18 protein-coding genes and 4 tRNA genes are annotated in these 17,869 nt (G+C 74.8%); 7 read left to right on the top strand and 15 right to left on the bottom strand.

Annotated features, from left to right (window positions below; all coding sequences use genetic code 11):
- Positions 1 to 11: 11 nt before the first annotated feature.
- The 8 genes from ACFO3M_RS04195 to ACFO3M_RS04160 all read right to left on the bottom strand — a co-directional run bounded on the left by ACFO3M_RS04195 (position 12) and on the right by ACFO3M_RS04160 (position 7,003).
- On the bottom strand, positions 12 to 1,223 hold the full coding sequence (locus ACFO3M_RS04195; RefSeq protein WP_387986734.1) for a glycosyltransferase family 4 protein: 1,212 nt from the start codon (positions 1,221 to 1,223) through the stop codon (positions 12 to 14).
- Entirely contained in the window at positions 1,223 to 2,158 is a 936-nt protein-coding gene (locus ACFO3M_RS04190; protein WP_387986731.1) for a phosphatidylinositol mannoside acyltransferase, read from the bottom strand. Before ACFO3M_RS04190 ends, ACFO3M_RS04195 begins: the two co-directional genes overlap by 1 nt.
- On the bottom strand, positions 2,155 to 2,787 hold the full coding sequence (gene pgsA, locus ACFO3M_RS04185) for a phosphatidylinositol phosphate synthase (protein WP_387986728.1): 633 nt from the start codon (positions 2,785 to 2,787) through the stop codon (positions 2,155 to 2,157). The genes ACFO3M_RS04190 and pgsA overlap by 4 nt, the downstream gene beginning before the upstream one ends.
- A gap of 2 nt (positions 2,788 to 2,789) precedes the next feature.
- Positions 2,790 to 3,380, bottom strand: coding sequence for an HIT family protein (locus ACFO3M_RS04180; protein ID WP_387986726.1), 591 nt, complete (start codon positions 3,378 to 3,380; stop codon positions 2,790 to 2,792).
- Entirely contained in the window at positions 3,377 to 5,440 is a 2,064-nt protein-coding gene (gene thrS, locus ACFO3M_RS04175; RefSeq protein WP_387986723.1) for a threonine--tRNA ligase, read from the bottom strand. The genes ACFO3M_RS04180 and thrS overlap by 4 nt, the downstream gene beginning before the upstream one ends.
- 102 nt (positions 5,441 to 5,542) lie before the next feature.
- Entirely contained in the window at positions 5,543 to 6,082 is a 540-nt protein-coding gene (locus tag ACFO3M_RS04170; RefSeq protein WP_387986720.1) for an MOSC N-terminal beta barrel domain-containing protein, read from the bottom strand.
- A gap of 10 nt (positions 6,083 to 6,092) precedes the next feature.
- Complete coding sequence (locus ACFO3M_RS04165; protein ID WP_387986717.1) at positions 6,093 to 6,497, bottom strand: HNH endonuclease; 405 nt, start codon at positions 6,495 to 6,497, stop codon at positions 6,093 to 6,095.
- 74 nt (positions 6,498 to 6,571) lie between these two features.
- The gene (locus tag ACFO3M_RS04160) at positions 6,572 to 7,003 is read right to left on the bottom strand and encodes a hypothetical protein (protein ID WP_387986715.1); all 432 of its coding nucleotides are present in this window, start codon (positions 7,001 to 7,003) and stop codon (positions 6,572 to 6,574) included.
- A gap of 110 nt (positions 7,004 to 7,113) precedes the next feature.
- On the opposite strand from ACFO3M_RS04160, the gene ACFO3M_RS04155 reads away from it, so the two are divergent.
- Positions 7,114 to 7,659: a dihydrofolate reductase family protein gene (locus ACFO3M_RS04155; RefSeq protein ID WP_387986712.1), complete on the top strand. Its 546-nt coding sequence runs from the start codon at positions 7,114 to 7,116 to the stop codon at positions 7,657 to 7,659.
- 259 nt (positions 7,660 to 7,918) lie between these two features.
- Here ACFO3M_RS04155 and ACFO3M_RS04150 read toward each other — a convergent pair.
- The 4 genes from ACFO3M_RS04150 to ACFO3M_RS04135 all read right to left on the bottom strand — a co-directional run bounded on the left by ACFO3M_RS04150 (position 7,919) and on the right by ACFO3M_RS04135 (position 10,045).
- Positions 7,919 to 7,990 (bottom strand) — tRNA-Val (locus ACFO3M_RS04150).
- Positions 7,991 to 8,016: 26 nt separating this feature from the next.
- Positions 8,017 to 8,490 carry a TIGR02611 family protein gene (locus tag ACFO3M_RS04145; RefSeq protein ID WP_387986710.1) on the bottom strand — a complete coding sequence of 158 codons (474 nt, stop codon included), beginning with the start codon at positions 8,488 to 8,490 and terminating at the stop codon, positions 8,017 to 8,019.
- A 14-nt stretch (positions 8,491 to 8,504) separates the two neighbouring features.
- A complete protein-coding gene (locus ACFO3M_RS04140; protein ID WP_387986708.1) occupies positions 8,505 to 9,398 on the bottom strand; it encodes an anti-sigma factor domain-containing protein in 894 nt (297 codons plus the stop codon).
- Positions 9,395 to 10,045 carry a sigma-70 family RNA polymerase sigma factor gene (locus ACFO3M_RS04135; protein ID WP_387986706.1) on the bottom strand — a complete coding sequence of 217 codons (651 nt, stop codon included), beginning with the start codon at positions 10,043 to 10,045 and terminating at the stop codon, positions 9,395 to 9,397. The genes ACFO3M_RS04140 and ACFO3M_RS04135 overlap by 4 nt, the downstream gene beginning before the upstream one ends.
- Before the next feature lie 216 nt (positions 10,046 to 10,261).
- On the opposite strand from ACFO3M_RS04135, the gene ACFO3M_RS04130 reads away from it, so the two are divergent.
- From ACFO3M_RS04130 to ACFO3M_RS04115, 4 genes are all read left to right on the top strand, one after another.
- Positions 10,262 to 10,711, top strand: a complete 450-nt coding sequence (locus tag ACFO3M_RS04130; RefSeq protein WP_387986704.1) for an SsgA family sporulation/cell division regulator — start codon at positions 10,262 to 10,264, stop codon at positions 10,709 to 10,711.
- An 85-nt stretch (positions 10,712 to 10,796) separates the two neighbouring features.
- Positions 10,797 to 10,869: transfer RNA gene (locus tag ACFO3M_RS04125), tRNA-Gly, on the top strand.
- A gap of 43 nt (positions 10,870 to 10,912) precedes the next feature.
- A tRNA-Cys gene (locus ACFO3M_RS04120) sits at positions 10,913 to 10,983 on the top strand.
- 49 nt (positions 10,984 to 11,032) lie between these two features.
- Positions 11,033 to 11,107, top strand: a tRNA-Val gene (locus ACFO3M_RS04115).
- A 74-nt stretch (positions 11,108 to 11,181) separates the two neighbouring features.
- On the opposite strand, the gene coaE is transcribed toward ACFO3M_RS04115, so the two are convergent.
- Positions 11,182 to 11,787 (bottom strand): dephospho-CoA kinase, encoded by a 606-nt coding sequence (gene coaE, locus ACFO3M_RS04110; protein ID WP_387986701.1) that lies wholly within the window; start codon positions 11,785 to 11,787, stop codon positions 11,182 to 11,184.
- A gap of 158 nt (positions 11,788 to 11,945) precedes the next feature.
- Between coaE and ACFO3M_RS04105 the strand changes: the two genes are divergently transcribed.
- Positions 11,946 to 12,215, top strand: coding sequence for a hypothetical protein (locus tag ACFO3M_RS04105; RefSeq protein WP_387986699.1), 270 nt, complete (start codon positions 11,946 to 11,948; stop codon positions 12,213 to 12,215).
- A 233-nt stretch (positions 12,216 to 12,448) separates the two neighbouring features.
- Here the strand turns inward: ACFO3M_RS04105 and rpsA are convergent, their stop codons facing one another.
- The gene (gene rpsA / locus ACFO3M_RS04100) at positions 12,449 to 13,915 is read right to left on the bottom strand and encodes a 30S ribosomal protein S1 (protein WP_387986697.1); all 1,467 of its coding nucleotides are present in this window, start codon (positions 13,913 to 13,915) and stop codon (positions 12,449 to 12,451) included.
- 214 nt (positions 13,916 to 14,129) lie between these two features.
- Between rpsA and ACFO3M_RS04095 the strand changes: the two genes are divergently transcribed.
- Positions 14,130 to 14,972 (top strand): class I SAM-dependent methyltransferase, encoded by an 843-nt coding sequence (locus tag ACFO3M_RS04095; RefSeq protein WP_387986695.1) that lies wholly within the window; start codon positions 14,130 to 14,132, stop codon positions 14,970 to 14,972.
- Positions 14,973 to 15,068: 96 nt separating this feature from the next.
- Here the strand turns inward: ACFO3M_RS04095 and polA are convergent, their stop codons facing one another.
- The gene (polA, locus tag ACFO3M_RS04090) at positions 15,069 to 17,819 is read right to left on the bottom strand and encodes a DNA polymerase I (RefSeq protein WP_387986693.1); all 2,751 of its coding nucleotides are present in this window, start codon (positions 17,817 to 17,819) and stop codon (positions 15,069 to 15,071) included.
- Positions 17,820 to 17,869: the final 50 nt, after the last annotated feature.

Raw genomic sequence — 17,869 nt, 5'->3', positions numbered from 1 at the left:
GTCGGCCAACGCTAGCGGCGGACGCGCCTCAGCAGGGAGGGGAACACCCCGTCGGTGGCTCCCGTCACCTCCGGCCACGCCTCGTCGTCGCCGGCCGTGACCTCCCCTGCGCCGGGGAGCACCACGGTCTCGTAGACGGCGAGCACCCGGCGGGCCACCACCTGCCAGTCGTAGCCCGCGGCCACCTCGCTCCCGGTGGCCGACAGCGCCGCGCGCCGGGCGGGGTCGGCGAGCAGGTCCGACAGCGCCCGGGCCAGCGCCGCGCCGTCCCCGCGGCGCACCAGCACCCCGGCCGCGCCGTCCTCGAGCACCCGCGCGAACGCGTCGAGGTCGCTGGCCACGATCGGCGCACCCGCGGCCATGGCCTCGATGAGCACCACGCCGAAGGACTCCCCGAGCAGGTTGGGCGCGCAGTAGACGTCCACCGAGCGCAGGAACGCGGCCTTGTCGGCCTCGGGGAGCTCGCCGAGCAGGGCCACGTGCGGGCGCAGGTCCTCCCCCACCGCGTCCCGCAGGGCGTCGGGGTCGCCGCGGCCGGCCACCAGCAGCCGGGCGCCGGGGTGCTCGCGGACGACGGTCCGCATCGCCTCCAGCAGCACCGGCAGGCCCTTGCGCGGCTCGTCGTAGCGGCCGAGGAACCCGATCGTCGGCCCGTCGACGCCGCGCGCGGCCCCGGGCAGGGTCGGCCCCTCGGCGAAGAACCCCACGTGGACGCCGTTGGGGATGATCACCGCGTCGCCGCCGAGGTGCTCGACCTGCACGCGCCGGGCGAAGTCGGAGACGGCGATCCGGCCGGTGATCCTCTCCAGCCACGGGCGCACGACCGGGCCCCAGGCGGCCAGCCACTTCGACCGCACGGTGGCGGCGTGGAAGGTGGCCACGATCGGGCCGGTGGCGATCATGCAGACCAGCAGGCCGATCGACGGTGGCGCCGGGTCGTGCACGTGGACGACGTCGAAGTGGCCCTCGCGCAGCCAGCGGCGCACCCGCGCCGCGGACACCGGCCCGAACTGCACGCTGGCCATCGAGCCGTTGTACGGGATCGGCACGGTGCGCCCGGCCCAGGTGAGCCAGGGGTCGGTGAGCGACTCCTCGTGCTCGGCCGGGGTGAGCACCTCGACGTGGTGGCCGAGCCCGCGCAGCGTCTCGGCGAGGTCGCGCACGTGGTACTGGACGCCCCCGGGCACGTCCCACTGGTAGGGGCAGACCAGGCCGATCCGCATCAGTGACGCTCCCCCGCCGGCGGGTCGGGCGGCACGTCGGCCCAGACGCGCCCGAGCACGTGCCAGTCCTCCGGCTGCCGCGCGATGTCGGCGGTGAACGCGTCGGCCACGCCCTGCATCGCCGTCGCCACCCGGTCCCTCAGCCGGGTCCCGCCGTCGAGCGGCACCTCCTCGCCGACCTGCAGCACCCACCCGCGCTCGCTGAACCGGCAGGTGACCGGGTGCAGCGAGGCGCCGGTCTGCGCGGCCAGCAGCGCGGGCCCGCCGGGCATGGTGGCCGGCCGGCCGAAGAACTCCACGGGGACGCCGCCGGAGCCGAGGTCGCGGTCGACCAGCAGGCACACCGAGCGCCCGGCCTCCAGCCACTCGCGCAGCACCGCCGAGCTCGGCCGCTCCCCGCCCGTCAGGGGCACCACCCGCATGCCGAGGGTCTCCCGGTAGGCGAGGAACCGCTCGTACAGCGACTCCGGCCGCAGCCGCTCTGCGACGGTCATGAACGGCTCACCGAGCCAGTCGAGGAACCACACCCCGGCCGCGTCCCAGTTGCCGCTGTGCGGCAGCGCCAGGATCACCGGCCGGCCCTGCGCGCGGGCGCGGGCGAGGTGGTCGATCCCGGGGACGACGGTGTCGCGCAGCACCCGCGCGGTGCCCAGGCGGGGCAGCCGGAAGGCCTCCTGCCAGTAGCGGGCGTAGGAGCGCAGCGCGCGGGCGGTGAGCGCGTCGAGCTCGTCCTCGGCGAGTTTGCCGCCGGTGGCCACGCGCAGGTTGGCCCGCAGCTGTCGGGTGCCCCGGCCCTCGCGGCCGGCGGCGAAGCGGGCCACCGCGTCGAACGCGCCGCGGGCCACCGGCTCGGGCAGCCACTGCACCGCCTGCCAGCCCGCGGCGTAGCCGAGGTCCGTGGCCCGCGCGGCCGCCCGCGCCCGGAGGCCGCTCACGGGGCCGGCGCCGACGGCGTCAGCGACTTCCCCCGGGCGCCGCGGTGGACGGCGGCCACCCGCTGCGCGACGGTCACCGCGCCGCCCACCACCAGCAGCCACAGCCCCACGTCGACGGCGTACGGCAGGCCCAGGCCGGTCAGGCCGGTGCCGGTGAGCACCAGGATCAGCCGCTCGGTGCGCTCGACCAGGCCGACGTCGCACGGGATGCCGACGCCCTCGGCCCGCGCCTTGATGTAGCTGGTCAGCACGCCGAGGACGAGCCCCACCATCGCCAGCAGCGCCAACAGCCGGTCGTCGCCCTCGCCGGTGTACCACCACACCAGCGCCCCGAAGACGGCGGCGTCGACGGCGCGGTCGCAGGTCGAGTCCAGCACCGCGCCGAACGCCGACCCGCCGCCGCGGGCCCGCGCGAGCGCGCCGTCGAGCATGTCGAGCAGGACGAACAGCGTGACGGTGAACGCGCCCCAGAACAGGACGCCGTGGGCCACGAGCGCCACCGCCGCGACGATCGCGCCGACGGTCCCGGTGACCGTGATCGCGTCCGGCGTCACCCCCGCCCGCGCCAGCCGGGTGACCACCGGCGCCCAGAACCGGCCGACGGCCGCCCGGGCGCCCGACCCCAGCACGGTCAGTCCCCCGTCTGCGCGGACGGGGCCGACGACGCAGCCCCCGGCCAGGCCGCGGCCAGCAGCGTGCGGGTCTCGGCCAGCACCTGCGGCAGCACCCGGGTGAGGCCGATGACCGGCATGAAGTTCGTGTCGCCGCCCCAGCGCGGCACCGCGTGCTGGTGCAGGTGGTCAGCGATCCCGGCCCCCGCCACCGACCCCTGGTTCATCCCGATGTTGAAACCGTGTGCTCCGGTCACCTGCCGCACCACCCGCATCGCCGTCTGCGTGAACGCGCCCAGCTCGGCGACCTCGGCCTCGGTCAGGTCGGTGTAGTCGGGCACGTGCCGGTAAGGGACCACCATGAGGTGCCCGGCGTTGTAGGGGTAGAGGTTCAGCACCGCGAACACGGTCGCACCGCGCGCCACCACCAGCCCCTGCTCGTCCGGCATCGCCGGGATGAGGCAGAACGGGCAGTCGTGCTCGCCGGTCGGCTTGCCCGATCCCCGGATGTAGGCCATCCGGTAGGGCGTCCACAGGTGCTCGAAGACGGCGGCCGGCCCGCCGTCGTCGGCGGAGACCGGGACCGTGAAGCCGTCGGGCCCCACGGTCACCGCGACTCCAGCGGCGCGTCCGCCGTCGGGTCGGCGTTGTGCCGCGCGGCCACCCAGGCGACGACGGCGTCGACGGCCTCGTCGACCGGCACGCCGTTGCGCTGGCTGCCGTCGCGGTAGCGGAAGGAGACCGCACCCGCGTCGGCGTCGGTGGCCCCGGCGATCAGCACGAAGGGCACCTTCTGCTTGCTGGCGTTGCGGATCTTCTTCTGCATGCGGTCGTCGGAGTCGTCGACCTCGACCCGGATGCCGCGGGCGCGCAGCTTCAGCGCGACGTCGGTCAGGTACCCCACCTGGTCGTCGGTGACCGGGATGCCGACCACCTGCACCGGCGCCAGCCACGCGGGGAACGCGCCGGCGTAGTGCTCGGTGAGGACGGCGAAGAAGCGCTCGATCGAGCCGAACAGCGCGCGGTGCAGCATCACCGGCCGCTGGCGGGACCCGTCGGCGGCGGTGTACTCCAGGCCGAACCGCTCGGGCAGGTTGAAGTCGACCTGGATGGTCGACATCTGCCAGCTGCGGCCGATGGCGTCGCGGGCCTGCACGGAGATCTTCGGGCCGTAGAACGCCGCGCCGCCCGGGTCGGGGACGAGCTCGAGGCCGGAGTCCAGCGCCGCCTGTCGCAGCGCCTCGGTGGCGACCTCCCAGCTCTCGTCCGACCCCACGGACTTGTCCGGGTTGCGGGTGGACAGCTCGAGGTAGAAGTCGCTGAGGCCGTAGTCGGCGAGCAGGCCGAGCACGAAGTCGAGCAACCCGCGCAGCTCCCCGGCCATCTGCTCGGGGGTGCAGTAGATGTGGGCGTCGTCCTGGGTGAAGCCGCGGGCGCGGGTGAGCCCGTGGATGACGCCGGACTTCTCGTACCGGTAGACGGTGCCGAACTCGAACAGCCGCAGCGGCAGCTCGCGGTAGGAGCGGCCGCGGGCCCCGAACACCAGGTTGTGCATCGGGCAGTTCATCGGCTTGAGGTAGTAGTCCTGCCCCTGCCGGCGGACGGTGCCGTCGGCGTCGCGCTCCTCGTCGAGCTGCATGGGCGGGTACATGCCCTCGGCGTACCAGTCGAGGTGGCCGGAGATCTCGAACAGCCGGCCCTTGGTGATGTGCGGGGTGTTGACGAAGGAGTAGCCACCCTCCTCGTGCCGCCGGCGGCTGTAGGCCTCCAGCTCCCGCCGGACGACGCCGCCCTTCGGGTGGAACACCGCCAGGCCCGACCCGATCTCGTCGGGGAAGCTGAACAGGTCCAGCTCGGCGCCGAGGCGGCGGTGGTCGCGGCGCTCGGCCTCGGCGACCTGCTCCAGGTACGCCTTGTGCGCCTCGCGGCTCTCCCACGCGGTGCCGTAGACCCGCTGCAGCTGCGGGTTCTTCTCGCTGCCCCGCCAGTAGGCGGCGGCCGAGCGGGTGAGGCTGAACGCCGGGATGTTCGAGGTGCGCGGCAGGTGCGGGCCGCGGCACAGGTCGGTCCACAGCCGCTCGCCGGTGCGCGGGTCGAGGTTGTCGTACATGGTCAGCTGCGCGCCGCCGACCTCGACGGAGGCGCCGTCATCGGAGGACGCAGCCTCGCCGCCCTTCAGGCCGATCAGCTCGAGCTTGTACGGCTCGTGCGCGAGCTCCGCGCGGGCGTCGTCGTCGCTGATCTCCCGGCGGGCGAAGCGCTGCCCGGCCTTGACGATCTGCTGCATGCGCTTCTCCAGCGCCTGCAGGTCCTCCGGGGTGAACGGCTTCTCGGGGTCGAAGTCGTAGTAGAAGCCGTTCTCGACCGGCGGGCCGATGCCCAGCCGGGTGCCGGGGAACAGGTCCTGCACGGCCTGGGCGAGCACGTGCGCGGTCGAGTGCCGGATGACCGCCCGGCCCTCGGGGCTGGCCGCGACGACGGGCTCGACCTCGGCGTCGGCGTCGGGGGCCCAGGCGAGGTCGCGCAGGTCGCCGGTGGCCAGGTCGCGGACGACGACGGCGCCGTCGGGGCCCTTGAGCGCGACCCCGGCCTCCTTGAGCGCCTGCTCGGCCGTCGTCCCGGCCGGCACCCGGATCGGGGTGGTTGCGGCAGGGGGAAGCGCGGCGGACACGGGGGCTCCTGGGGGGTCGCGAGGTGCTCGGACGGCGCCCGGCCGGAGGCGGACGCGCACCGGCCAGCCTAACGAGCGTCCGCGCCGGCCCCGGGGACCCGACTACGCGGGGAGGACCTCGTCGCCGACCGTGACCGTCCCCGGTTCGGCCACCTCGGCGTAGACGCCCAGACAGTGCTTCGGCAGCCGCGTGACCTGCAGCACGGCCGAGCCCAGCCGCAGCCGGCGGCCCACCCAGGTCCGCTCGTCGTCGGCGGGCAGGTCGAGGAGCAGGTTGGCCCGCGGGTCCTCGGCGCCGCAGCCGTCCGGGACGACGCCGGCCGCGGCCCGGTCCAGCGCCTGGCGGGAGACCAGGTGCACCGCCGCGGCGCCCTCGGGGCGGCCGGTCAGCGGCTCGAGCCGCACCGGCCGGCCCAGCACCGCGGCGACGGCGGCGGCGTCGAGGTCGGGGGAACCGGTGGGGACGACGCCGGCGAGTCCCGGGGCGTCCTTGCCGCGCAGCACCCGCCCGTCGAGGTCGACGACGGCCGACTCACGGTCCCCCGCCAGCCCGGCGGGGCCGACCTCGGCCTGCTGCAGCGGCGTCCCGGCGCACCCGCGGACGGGGTAGACCGAGATGCCGACGACCGTCCCCGCGCTCACGCGGGCCAGGCTAGGCGGACCGGGCGACGACGACACCGCGGCGGCGCAGCCGGCGCAACTGGGACTCCAGGTACGGCCGGGCCCGGCGCTGCCCGCCGCGGACGGCGATCGCCTCGGCCAGCCCGGTCAGGACGCGGGCCAGCCGCTGCTCGTCGGCGGGCCAGCCGCGGCGCAGGCACTCCTCCAGCCACTCGACCGGTGCGGTGTGCCCGCGCTCGCCGTTGCACCGCCGGCAGGCGGCCACCTCGTTCTCCAGCCACGACGGGCCGCCCTTGACCCGCGGCACGACGTGCTCGGTGGTGGGGGGGACGTGCCCGGTGAGCGCGCGGCCGCACCAGATGCAGGTGGGTCCGTCGCGCTCCACGGCCGCGTCCAGCCGGGCGACCCTGTCCAGTGCCCTCCGGTCCGGTGCCATCGCCCCCATGGTGCGCCCGATCCGGGCGGAGGCGGCGGGTGCGCCCGGTCCCGGTGCGCCCGGTCCCCGTGCGCTCAGTCCCGGCGGCCGCGCCCGGCCACCCGCGGGGGCCGCGGCAGCAGCGCCGCCGTCAGGGCGGCCTGCCGGCGCCGGCGGACCGCCCGCCGGAACCGCTCGTGGCCGGAGCCGGCACCGGGCGGGTACGCCGACCACACGAGGTCGCCCGCCGCGGCGCCGTCGTCGCCGGCGCGGTCTCGCAGGTGCGCGAGGACGCGGCCGGCGAGGTCGTCGTCGGCGAGCAGCGCCGCCCAGTCCTCGGGGTCCCGGTCCTCGTCGGCCAGCGCCTCGCCGATCCAGCCGAACACCCCGGGGCCGAAGGACCGCACCGCCAGGTCCCCGACGACGGCGTGCGCGGCGTCGACCGCCGCCCCCGCCTCGAGCGCCACCTCCAGCTCGACGACGGCACGCAGGGTGTACGCATCGGGCACCGGCGGGGTCGGCTCCATCCCCGCATCGTGCAGCACGGCGGGTCCGCCACCGATGAGAAACGGGATCCGCCAGTGTCTGACCCGACGAGACCGGCCGACAGGGCCGGCCGACCGACCGAGGAGCAGGCATGGGCGTCATCCGGGTGCACGAGTTCACCACCGTCGACGGGGTCGTCGACGCACCGATGTGGACGGTCGACTACGGCTTCCCCGACGACCTGGCCGCCTCGATCGGGTCCCTCACGGCGCCGGCGGAGGGGATCCTGCTCGGCCGCACGACCTTCGAGATGTTCGCGCCGGCGTGGTCCACCCGGACCGTCGAGGAGGACCCCGGCGCGCCGTTCTTCAACGACACGACCAAGTACGTCGTCTCCTCGACGCTGTCCGACGCCGAGGGCGTGTGGCGCAACTCCACCTCCCTCGGCGGCTACGACGCCGACCGGATCCGGGAGCTCAAGGCCGACCGGGACCTCTACGTCAGCGGCAGCGCCACCCTCGTGCGGGCGCTGGTGGCCGACGGCCTGGTCGACGAGCTGCACCTGTACGTGTACCCGGTCGCCGTCGGCGAGGGCATCCACCTGTTCCCCGAGGGCACGAAGCAGAAGCTGTCGCTGGTCGGCGTCGAGGCGCTGAGCAACGGCGTCGCGCACCTCACCTACGGCCCGGCCGCCTGAGCCGCCGGGCACTGCGCGAGGGGGCCGGGCTCCCCGTCGTCGGGAGCCCGGCCCTCCCGTCCCCGGGGACGGCAGCCCGCGGGAGTCGTTGCCGTCGTGGTCGGCCGACACCACCGGCCGACACCACCGGCCGACACCACCGGCCGACACCACCGGCCGACGTCGCCCCGAGCGGCGTCGGCCCGGGCGACGACGGGGTCTCCCCCGTGGACGCGGAGAGGGCCGGGCCCCCGTCGGGAGCCCGGCCCTCTCGTGCCGGTGGGCGATACTGGGTTCGAACCAGTGACCTCTTCGGTGTGAACGAAGCGCTCTACCACTGAGCCAATCGCCCGTTGCGCCGTCCATGATGCCAGACGGTCAGCGCCACAGGGGCACCCACCCCGGCACCCAGTCCGGAACGCCGGTGAGGTGCAGCGTGACGACCAGGACGCCGTAGACGAACGCCGCCGTCAGCACGCCGATGCCCAGGCGCACCCACACCGGCTGGCGGCCCAGCCAGTCGGTCCAGGCCTTGACGTGCCGCTTGGTGAACTCCAGCAGCCGCTCGGCCCACATGAACTCGGTGGCCAGCACGAACAGGCCGGCGATGACGGTGAGCCAGCCGGGCCCCGGCAGCGGGATGGTGACCAGGCCGACGGCGACGACCAGGCTGCCGACGATGCCGACGGCCATCCGGTAGGTGTGGTCGACCGAGCGGCGGGCGGCCAGACGCCGCCGCCACCGGGACTCCGCGACCCGCTCGCGCAGGCTGTGGTAGCCGTCCTGCGCGAAGTGCTCCCGCCGCTGCTCCGCGGTCGGTCGTGCCCGCCGCTGCCGCGGGGGCGGCGGCACCGTGTCCTGTCCGCTCAGCTGGTCACCTGCCCGTTCGCCACCACGTCCGACGGTTGCGCCGGAGCCTGCCGGCCGGGCTCGATGCTGATCGCGTAGGCCGCGTAGTCGTCGAGACCGGTCGAGGCGGAGCCTACGGTCCGGAGGTCGGTCTGTGGGGAGACGACGTCGAAGGTGCCGAGCGCCACGGGCGCGTCGTCGACCACGCCCCACAGCACGTAGACGCTGTCGCTGCTGTCGTTGACCCGCAGGCCGTGCGCGACGACCTCCAGCTGCGCGTCGCGGGCGACGACGGTGGCCACCGGGTCCCCGTCGCCGTCCTGGACGGGGGCGATGGTCGCCCGGCCCGGCTGCAGCAGCGCCTCGAGGACCTGCTGCTGCTCCACGGCGGCGGCGCGGGCGTCGTCCCGGGCGGAGCTCAGGACGACGTTCCAGGTGCCGAGCGCCAGGATCGCCGCGACGGCCGCGGCGACCAGGGCGTTGGGCAGCACCCGCCGCCACACCGGGCGCGGGTCCGGCGCGGGCTCCTCCGGCGCGGGCACGTAGCCGGGGAAACCGGTCGCGACGGGACCGTCGGTGCGGCGGCGCCCGCCGGGGGTGCCCGGGACCGGCGGCGGCACGGGCGCCGCGGTCGGGGCGGCGGGGTCGACGCCGGCCGGGGGCGGGAGCTGCTCGGTCTCCTCGACCGCGGCCCGCAGCCGCTCGCGCAGCCGGTCGTCCGGCTCGGCCGGCGGCAGGTCCGCGGCCAGCGCCGCCATCACCTCGGAGGTCTCGGCGACGGTCCGGGTGCACCGCGGGCAGGTGGGCAGGTGGGCGCCGAACAGCGCCTCGTCCTCGGGCTCGAGCGCGTGCAGCGCCCAGCCGACGGCGAGCTCGTCGAAGGGCTCGTGGGAGTCGGGGCGCGGACTCACCGGGCGCCTCCGTCGACCGCGGCGGGACCGCTGAGCGCACCACCGGCGGTGGGCCCGGCGACCCCGCCGAGCTCCTCCTTCAGCCGGCGCATGCCGGCCAGCATGCGGGTCTTCACCGTCCCCAGCGGGGCGCGGGTCAGGGCCGCGACCTCCCGCTGGGTGTACCCGCCGTAGTAGGCGAGGGTGAGCGCCTCCCGCTGGGCGTCGGGCAGCGCCCCGAGCGCGGTGCGCACGCGCTCGGACACCACCCGGCCCCACGCCTCGTCCTCGACGTCGCGGGCGCCGGTGGGGGCGCTCAGCGCGAGGTCGTCCTCGGCGCGGGCCCGGCGGCGGCGGTGCGACTCCTCCCGGCGGACGGCGTCGACGGCCTTGTGGTGGACCATCGCCATCAACCAGGCCGAGAAGCTGCCGCGGGCGCCGTCGTAGGCGTGCGGGTCCCGCCAGACGGCGAGGAACACGTCCTGGACGACGTCCTCGGCGAGGGTGTCGTCGGCGAGCACCCGCCGGGCCAGTGCGAACGCCGGCCGGCGGAACCGGTCGTAGAGGTCGTCCACGGCACCCCGGTCGCCCGCCCGTACGCGCGCCACGAGGTCCAGGTCACCGGGGTCGCCCTCCGGACGTCGTGCCGGACGCGTCACGGTTCCCATGGTCACACGTCGCATTCGCGACAGCGCGCTTCGCGGTTCACCACGCCGGGTAGGGAGGTCACCGGACGGTCTCCGCCCCTGAACCCGGTGGGACCGCGCGGACCGGTCGGGACGATGACCGCCCGCGGCCGGCCCGGCCGCGGCGACACGCCCGGCAGCAGGTCCGCGCAACATCCGGCTCCGCTCGTCGTTACACGTGACATGGATCGAGGCGACATGGCACACCGCTCCCCCTCCGGGTACTCCGTCCCGACGACGCTGCACCTGGTCGGACCCACCTCGTGGACCGAGGTGCCGGCCGCCCTCTCCTACGCGGTGCGCGACCCCTTCGCGGTGCGGATCGGCTTCGGCGAGGGCGGGGAGGTCGCCGCCGACGGCATCACCTGGCTGGTCGGCCGCGAACTGCTCGCCGCGGGGCTCGAGCGGCCGGCCGGCGACGGCGACGTGCGCATCTGGCCGGCCCGCACCACCGGTGACGTGCTGTACCTGCACCTGCGGGCCCCGTCCGGGGAGGCGCTGTTCGAGCTGTCCCGCGCCACGGTGGCCGCGTTCCTGCAGCGGACCGAGGAGCTCGTGCCCTCCGGGCAGGAGACGGCGGCGCTCGACGTCGACGACGCGCTGGCCGCGCTGCTGTCCGGCGGCGGAGCCGATCCCGGGGCCCGGTGAGCCCGGGGGGACCCCCCGTGAAACCCCCTCCGCGGGTCGGGTATGGTTCTCCCTGCACGACAGCGACACAACAGAACACAGCAACGCGGACGTGGCTCAGTTGGTAGAGCATCACCTTGCCAAGGTGAGGGTCGCGGGTTCGAATCCCGTCGTCCGCTCGGGACCTCGGGCGCTGGTCGCGAGACCGGCGCCCGTGTGTGCGGTGGAGTGGCCGAGAGGCGAGGCAACGGCCTGCAAAGCCGTCTACACGGGTTCAAATCCCGTCTCCACCTCGCCTCCTCGCCGAGCGCGGTGGAGCGGGCCGGTCGGCAGACCGGACTCGGGCGATTGGCTCAGTGGTAGAGCGCTACCTTGACACGGTAGAGGTCACTGGTTCGAACCCAGTATCGCCCACCAGCACGCGGAGCCCCGGACCCCAGCGGTCCGGGGCTCCCGTCGTCTCCGGGCCCTCACCCCCGGCGGGCGGGCGCTCACCGCCGTTCCCCCACCGCCGGCGCCACCCGCTCCTCCCAGAACCGCTCCACCTGGGCGGCGAGTGCCTCGGGGGCGCCGCTGTTGTCGAGGACGACGTCGGCCACCGCCCGGCGCTGCTCGTCGGTGGCCTGGGCGGCGATGCGGGCGCGCGCGTCGTCCTCGGTGAGCCCGCGCAGCACCAGCCGGGCGACGCGGGTGTCCAGGTCGGCCTCGACGACCAGCACGAGGTCGTACGCGCCGGCCTGGCCGGTCTCCACCAGCAGCGGGACGTCCTGGACCACGACGGCGTCCTCCGGGGCGGACTGGACGACCTCCAGGGCCCGCGCGCGCACCAGGGGGTGCACGATGCCGTCCAGCCGTGCCCGCGCCTGCGGGTCGGCGAAGACGACGGCGGCCAGCGCCGGGCGGTCCAGCGCCCCGTCGGGGGTGAGCACGTCCGGCCCGAAGGCCTCGACGACGGCGGCCAGCCCCGCCGTGCCGGGCTCCACGACCTCCCGGGCGATGCGGTCGGCGTCCACGACCAGCGCCCCGCGGGCCGCCAGCAGCGCGGCCACCGTGCTCTTCCCCGACCCGATCCCGCCGGTCAACCCGATGCGCAGCACGGACGGACGGTAACGAGCGCGCGGACGGCGGTCACGGACGGGTAACACCCGCCCCCTGCGCCCGGCGCGTCGCACCAGTCACACCCGTCACTCCCCATAACGTCCGCCCCGTCGGTTCCCCACGGAGGGGGACGCAGCCGAGGAAGGCAGGCAGCCCGATGTCGCAGCCCCGTACCGCCGTCGCGACGGTCCCCGCCGGTCCCCGCACCCCGGGCCGGCACCGGGCGGAGCGTGCGGGCGGGATCCGGGTGGCCGACATCCCCGCCGTGCGCACGCGCATGGCGATGCAGCAGGCGGAGCCCCCGCGCCGCGGGGCGTTCCTCCGCTGGCTGCTCGACGCCGCCCCGGCCGGCCGCCACACCTGGCAGTCGCTGGCCGCGGCCGGCGGCCGCCCGCGCTCCGCCTTCGCGATCATCCTCAGCCTCTGACCAAGGACCTCCTCGCCCCCCACTGCTCGCACGCTCGCAGCGGGCCCCTGCAAGGAGGCCGGTCCGGCGCTCGCTCTGGAGCGGCGCCCGACGAGACCGGGTGCCCGCCCGGACGGGGACGGCGGGCGGGCACCCCCCTCTGCGCCACCCCGGTGCGCGCACGACGGAGGCCCAGGACCTCGCGGGTCCTGGGCCTCCGTCGTTCGTCAGACCGTCAGCGCACGGTCAGCGGGTCACTCCCCGCCGGCGAGCTTGGCCCGCAGCGCGGCGAGCGCCTCGTCGCTGGCCAGGGTGCCGCCACCGGTGGTGGTGTCCGCGGTGGTGTCGGCGCCGGAGGAGTAGTTGCCCCCGGCAGCGGCCTCCGCGTCGGCCGCGCGGGCCTCGGCGATCTGCTTCCGGTGCGCCTCGAAGCGGGCCTGGGCCTCGGCGTACTGCCGCTCCCAGGTCTCCCGGGCCTCCTCGTAGCCCTCGAGCCACTCGCCGGTCTCCGGGTCGAAGCCCTCGGGGTAGATGTAGTTGCCCTGCTCGTCGTACGAGGCGGCCATGCCGTAGGCGGCCGGGTCGAACTGCTCCTCGTCGCCGATGACGCCCTCGTTGGCCTGCTTGAGCGACAGCGAGATGCGGCGCCGGTCGAGGTCGATGTCGATGACCTTGACGAGGATCTCGTCGCCGACCTGCACGACCTGCTCCGGGATCTCCACGTGGCGCTCGGCCAGCTCGGAGATGTGGACCAGACCCTCGATGCCCTCGTCGACCCGGACGAACGCACCGAAGGGCACCAGCTTGGTGACCTTGCCCGGCACGACCTGGCCGATCTGGTGGGTGCGGGCGAACTGGCGCCACGGGTCCTCCTGCGTCGCCTTCAGCGACAGGGAGACCCGCTCGCGGTCGAGGTCGACGTCGAGGACCTCGACGGTGACCTCCTGGCCCACCTCGACGACCTCGGAGGGGTGGTCGATGTGCTTCCAGGACAGCTCGGAGACGTGCACGAGGCCGTCCACGCCGCCGAGGTCGACGAAGGCGCCGAAGTTGACGATCGAGGAGACGACGCCGGTGCGCACCTGGCCGCGGGCGAGCTTGTTGAGGAACTCGCTGCGGACCTCGGACTGCGTCTGCTCCAGCCACTGCCGGCGGGACAGGACGACGTTGTTGCGGTTCTTGTCGAGCTCGATGATCTTGGCCTCGAGCTCGCGGCCCACGTAGGGCTGCAGGTCGCGGACGCGGCGCATCTCGACCAGCGACGCGGGGAGGAAGCCGCGCAGGCCGATGTCGAGGATGAGACCGCCCTTGACGACCTCGATGACGGTGCCGGTGACGACCTCGTCGGCTTCCTTCTTGGCCTCGATCGTGCCCCAGGCGCGCTCGTACTGGGCGCGCTTCTTGGACAGGATCAGGCGGCCTTCCTTGTCCTCCTTCTGGAGGACGAGAGCTTCCACCTCGTCGCCGACCTTGACGACCTCGTTGGGGTCGACGTCGTGCTTGATGGACAGCTCGCGCGAGGGGATGACGCCCTCGGTCTTGTAGCCGATGTCCAGCAGCACCTCGTCCCGGTCGACCTTGACGATGACGCCTTCGACGATGTCGCCGTCGTTGAAGTACTTGATCGTCTGGTCGATCGCGGCGAGGAAGTCCTCGGCGGTGCCGATGTCGTTCACCGCGATCTGGGGGGTGCTGTCGGGACGGACCTGGGTGGAGGTCATGTGGTCGAGTGCTCCGGACGGGGGATGCGTAGGGACAGGGGGACCGCGGCCGGGTGACCGCGGGAGCGGGGAGAGCCGGCGCGCGCCGATCCCTTGCGGGTAACAGCACTGACAGACCTCTGGCGCATCCCCATGGTACGGACGCGCGCGCACCGGGGTCCACCGGGTGGGCGACCTCTGCCGATCCGGCCCGGCGTGTCACGCTGGGCGTGTCATGGTGCCGCCGCCCACGCTCCCCCTCGGGCCCGACGGCTACCCCGCCGCCGGGGGTGTCGAGCGGCGGCCGGCCGGGTCCGCCGAGTCGGTCCGCGCCAACCGCGGCTGGTGGGACGCCGCCGCGCCGGCCTACCTCGCCGAGCACGGCGACGACCTCGGCGACGTCGACTTCCTGTGGTGCCCGGAGGGCCTGCGCGAGGCCGACGCGCACCTGCTCGGCGACGTCGCCGGCCGCCGGGTGCTCGAGGTCGGCTGCGGGTCGGCGCCGTGCGCGCGGTGGCTGCGCCGGGCCGGGGCCGACGTCGTCGCGCTGGACCTGTCGGCCGGGATGCTCGCCCGCGCGGCGGAGCTGGGCGCGACCACCGGCGTCGTCGTGCCGCTGCTGCAGGCCGACGTGGGCGCGCTCCCGCTGGCCGGCGCGTCGTTCGACGTCGTCTGCTCGGCGTTCGGCGGGCTGCCGTTCGTGGCCGACGTCGAGGGGGCGCTGGCCGAGGTGGCGCGGGTGCTGCGCCCGGGCGGGCGGTTCGCCGTGTCGGTCAACCACCCGTTCCGCTGGCCGCTGCCGGACTCCCCCGACCCCGAGGACCTGCGGGTCGTGTCGTCCTACTTCGACCGCCGGCCCTACGTGGAGACCGACGGCGAGGGCCGGACGGTGTACGTCGAGCACCACCGCACGGTCGGCGACTGGGTGCGCGCCGTCGTCGGGGCGGGCCTGGTCCTCGACGACCTGGTCGAGCCGGAGTGGACGCCGGGCCGCACGCAGGAGTGGGGCCAGTGGTCGCCGGCCCGCGGCGCGCTCGTCCCCGGCACGCTCGTCCTGGTCGCCCACCGGCCCTGCTGAAGGACCCCGGTGCCCCCCACGCCTCGCAGGCTCGGCGCGGGCCCCTGCACCGGGGCCGCCCGTGTCGACACCTGACCCTCTGCTCGAGGTCGAGGCTCAGTGGGCGGCGGCGTCCCAGCTGCGGCCCACGCCGACGGAGACCTCCAGCGGCACCGACAGCTGCGCGGCCCCGGACATCTCGCGGCGGACCAGCTCCTCCAGCGCCTCCCGCTCCCCCGGCGCCACCTCGAGCACGAGCTCGTCGTGCACCTGCAGCAGCATCCGCGAGCGGAGCCCCTCGGCCCCGATCGCCCGCTCGACCCCGAGCATGGCGACCTTGATGACGTCGGCCGCCGAGCCCTGGATCGGGGCGTTGAGCGCCATCCGCTCGGCCATCTGCCGGCGCTGCCCGTTGTCGCTGGTGAGGTCGGGCAGGTAGCGGCGCCGGCCGAGGGTGGTCTCGGTGTAGCCGCGCAGCCGGGCCTCCTCGACGACGCCGTCGAGGTACTCGCGGATCCCGCCGAAGCGCTCGAAGTAGGCGTGCATCTGCTCGCGCGCCTCCTCGGTGGAGATGCGCAGCTGCTGTGCCAGCCCGTAGGCGCTCAGTCCGTAGGCCAGGCCGTAGCTCATCGCCTTGATCCGGCGCCGCATCTCCGGGTCGACGTCCTCGATGGGGATGTCGTAGGCCCGCGAGGCGACGAAGGAGTGCAGGTCCTCCCCCGAGGTGAAGGCCTCGATCAGCCCCTCGTCCCCGGACAGGTGGGCCATGATCCGCATCTCGATCTGGCTGTAGTCGGCCGTCATCAGCGACTCGAAGCCCGGGCCGACGACGAACGCCTGCCGGATGCGGCGGCCCTCGGCGCTGCGGATCGGGATGTTCTGCAGGTTCGGGTCGATCGAGGACAGCCGGCCGGTGGCGGCGATCGTCTGCTGGAACGTCGTGTGGATGCGGCCGGCGTCGTCGACCATCGGGATCAGCCCGTCGATGACCGTGCGCAGCCGGGTGACGTCGCGGTGGCGCAGCAGGTGCTCGAGGAAGGGGTGCCCGGTCTGCGCCAGCAGCCAGGTGAGCGCGTCGGCGTCGGTGGTGTAGCCGCTCTTGATCTTCTTGGTCTTCGGCAGGCCCAGCTCGTCGAACAGCACCGCCTGGAGCTGCTTGGGCGACCCGAGGTTGATCTCCCGGCCGATGACGGCGTACGCCTCGGCGGCCGCGGCGGCCACGCCCTCGGCGAACTCGCGCTGCAGCTCGGCGAGCAGGTCCGTGTCGACGGCGATGCCGCGGTGCTCCATCCGGGCGAGCACCCGGGTCAGCGGCAGCTCCATCCCCTGCAGCAGGTGGTCGCCGCCCTTCTGCGCGAGGACCTGCTCGAGGGCGTCGGAGAGGTCGTTGACGGCGACCGCCTTGAGGACGTCGGCGTGCGCGGCCTCGGCGGCGAGGTCGGCCTCGCTCGGCCCCATCCCGTCGAGGGTCATCTGGCCCTCGGGCTCGGCGGCGTCCTTGAGCTCGCGCTTGAGGTAGCGCACCGAGAGGTCACCGAGGTCGAAGGAGCGCTGCCCCGGCGTCGCCAGGTAGGCGGCCAGCGCGGTGTCGCTGGCCAGGCCCTGCAGGTCCCAGCCGCGCGACCACACCGCCAGCAGCGGGCCCTTGACGTCGTGCGCCACCTTCTCAGCGGCCGGGTCGGCCAGCCAGTCGGCCAGCGCCTGCTCGTCGGCGACGTCGAGGTCGGGACCGAGGTCGACGAACACGGCGTGGTCGTCGGCGGCGGCCAGCGCCAGCCCGGTCAGCTCACCGGTCCCCCGGCCCCAGGTGCCGCGGAAGACGACGCCGGTCCGCCCGGTGCGGGCGTGCGCGTCCAGCCACGCGGACAGCCCGCCGGCCGGCACGTCGTCGGCGGTGACGTCGAAGCCGCCCTCGACCTCGGGCTCGGCGCTGCTCAGCGTGGCGAACAGCCGCTCGCGCAGCACCCGGAACTGCAGGTTGTCGAAGAGGGTGTGCACCTCGTTGCGGTCCCAGGCGCGGACGGCGAGGTCCTGCGGGCCGAGGTCGAGGGCGACCTGCCGGTCGAGCTCGGTGAGCCGCCGGTTCTGCAGCACCGAGGACAGGTGCTCGCGCAGCTTCTCGCCGACCTTGCCCTTGACCGTGTCCACGCGGTCGACCAGCTCGTCGAGGGAGCCGTACTCGCGCACCCACTTGGCCGCGGTCTTCTCCCCCACGCTCGGGATGCTGGGCAGGTTGTCGCTCGGGTCCCCGCGCAGCGCGGCGAAGTCCGGGTACTGCTGCGGGGTCAGGCCGTACTTCGCCTCGACCTCCTCCGGCGTGAACCGGGTGAGGTCCGAGACGCCCTTGCGCGGGTAGAGCACGGTCACGTGCTCGTTCACCAGCTGCAGCGCGTCGCGGTCGCCGGTGCAGATGAGCACGTCCATGCCCTGCTCCACGGCCTGCACGGTGAGCGTGGCGATGACGTCGTCGGCCTCGTAGCCCGGCGCGGTGATCACCGGGATCCGCAGCGCGGCGAGCACCTCCTGGATGAGGCTGACCTGCCCGCGGAAGTCGGTGGGGCTCTCGGTGCGGTTGGCCTTGTACTCCGCGTAGATCTCGCTGCGGAACGTCTGCCGGCCGACGTCGAAGGCCACCGCGAGGTGGGTGGGCTGCTCGTCGCGCAGCACGTTGATGAGCATCGACGTGAAGCCGTAGACGGCGTTGGTCGGCTGGCCCGTCGTCGTGGAGAAGTTCTCCACCGGCAGGGCGAAGAAGGCGCGGTAGGCCAGCGAGTGCCCGTCGAGGAGGAGCAGCCGCGGCCGCTGGGCGGCGGGCTGAGCCGTCGCCGAGGGGGCGGTGGGCGCGGGGGTGGTCACCGGAGCGGACATCGCGCACGATCCTAGGTGCGCTCACCCACGCTTCCGAGGCCCCGCACGGA

Source organism: Geodermatophilus arenarius (assembly GCF_042654585.1).
GTDB classification, from domain to species: Bacteria; Actinomycetota; Actinomycetes; order Mycobacteriales; family Geodermatophilaceae; genus Geodermatophilus; species Geodermatophilus arenarius.
Note: the sequence above shows the minus strand (reverse complement) of the source record. Positions and strands in the feature narration are given on the sequence as shown.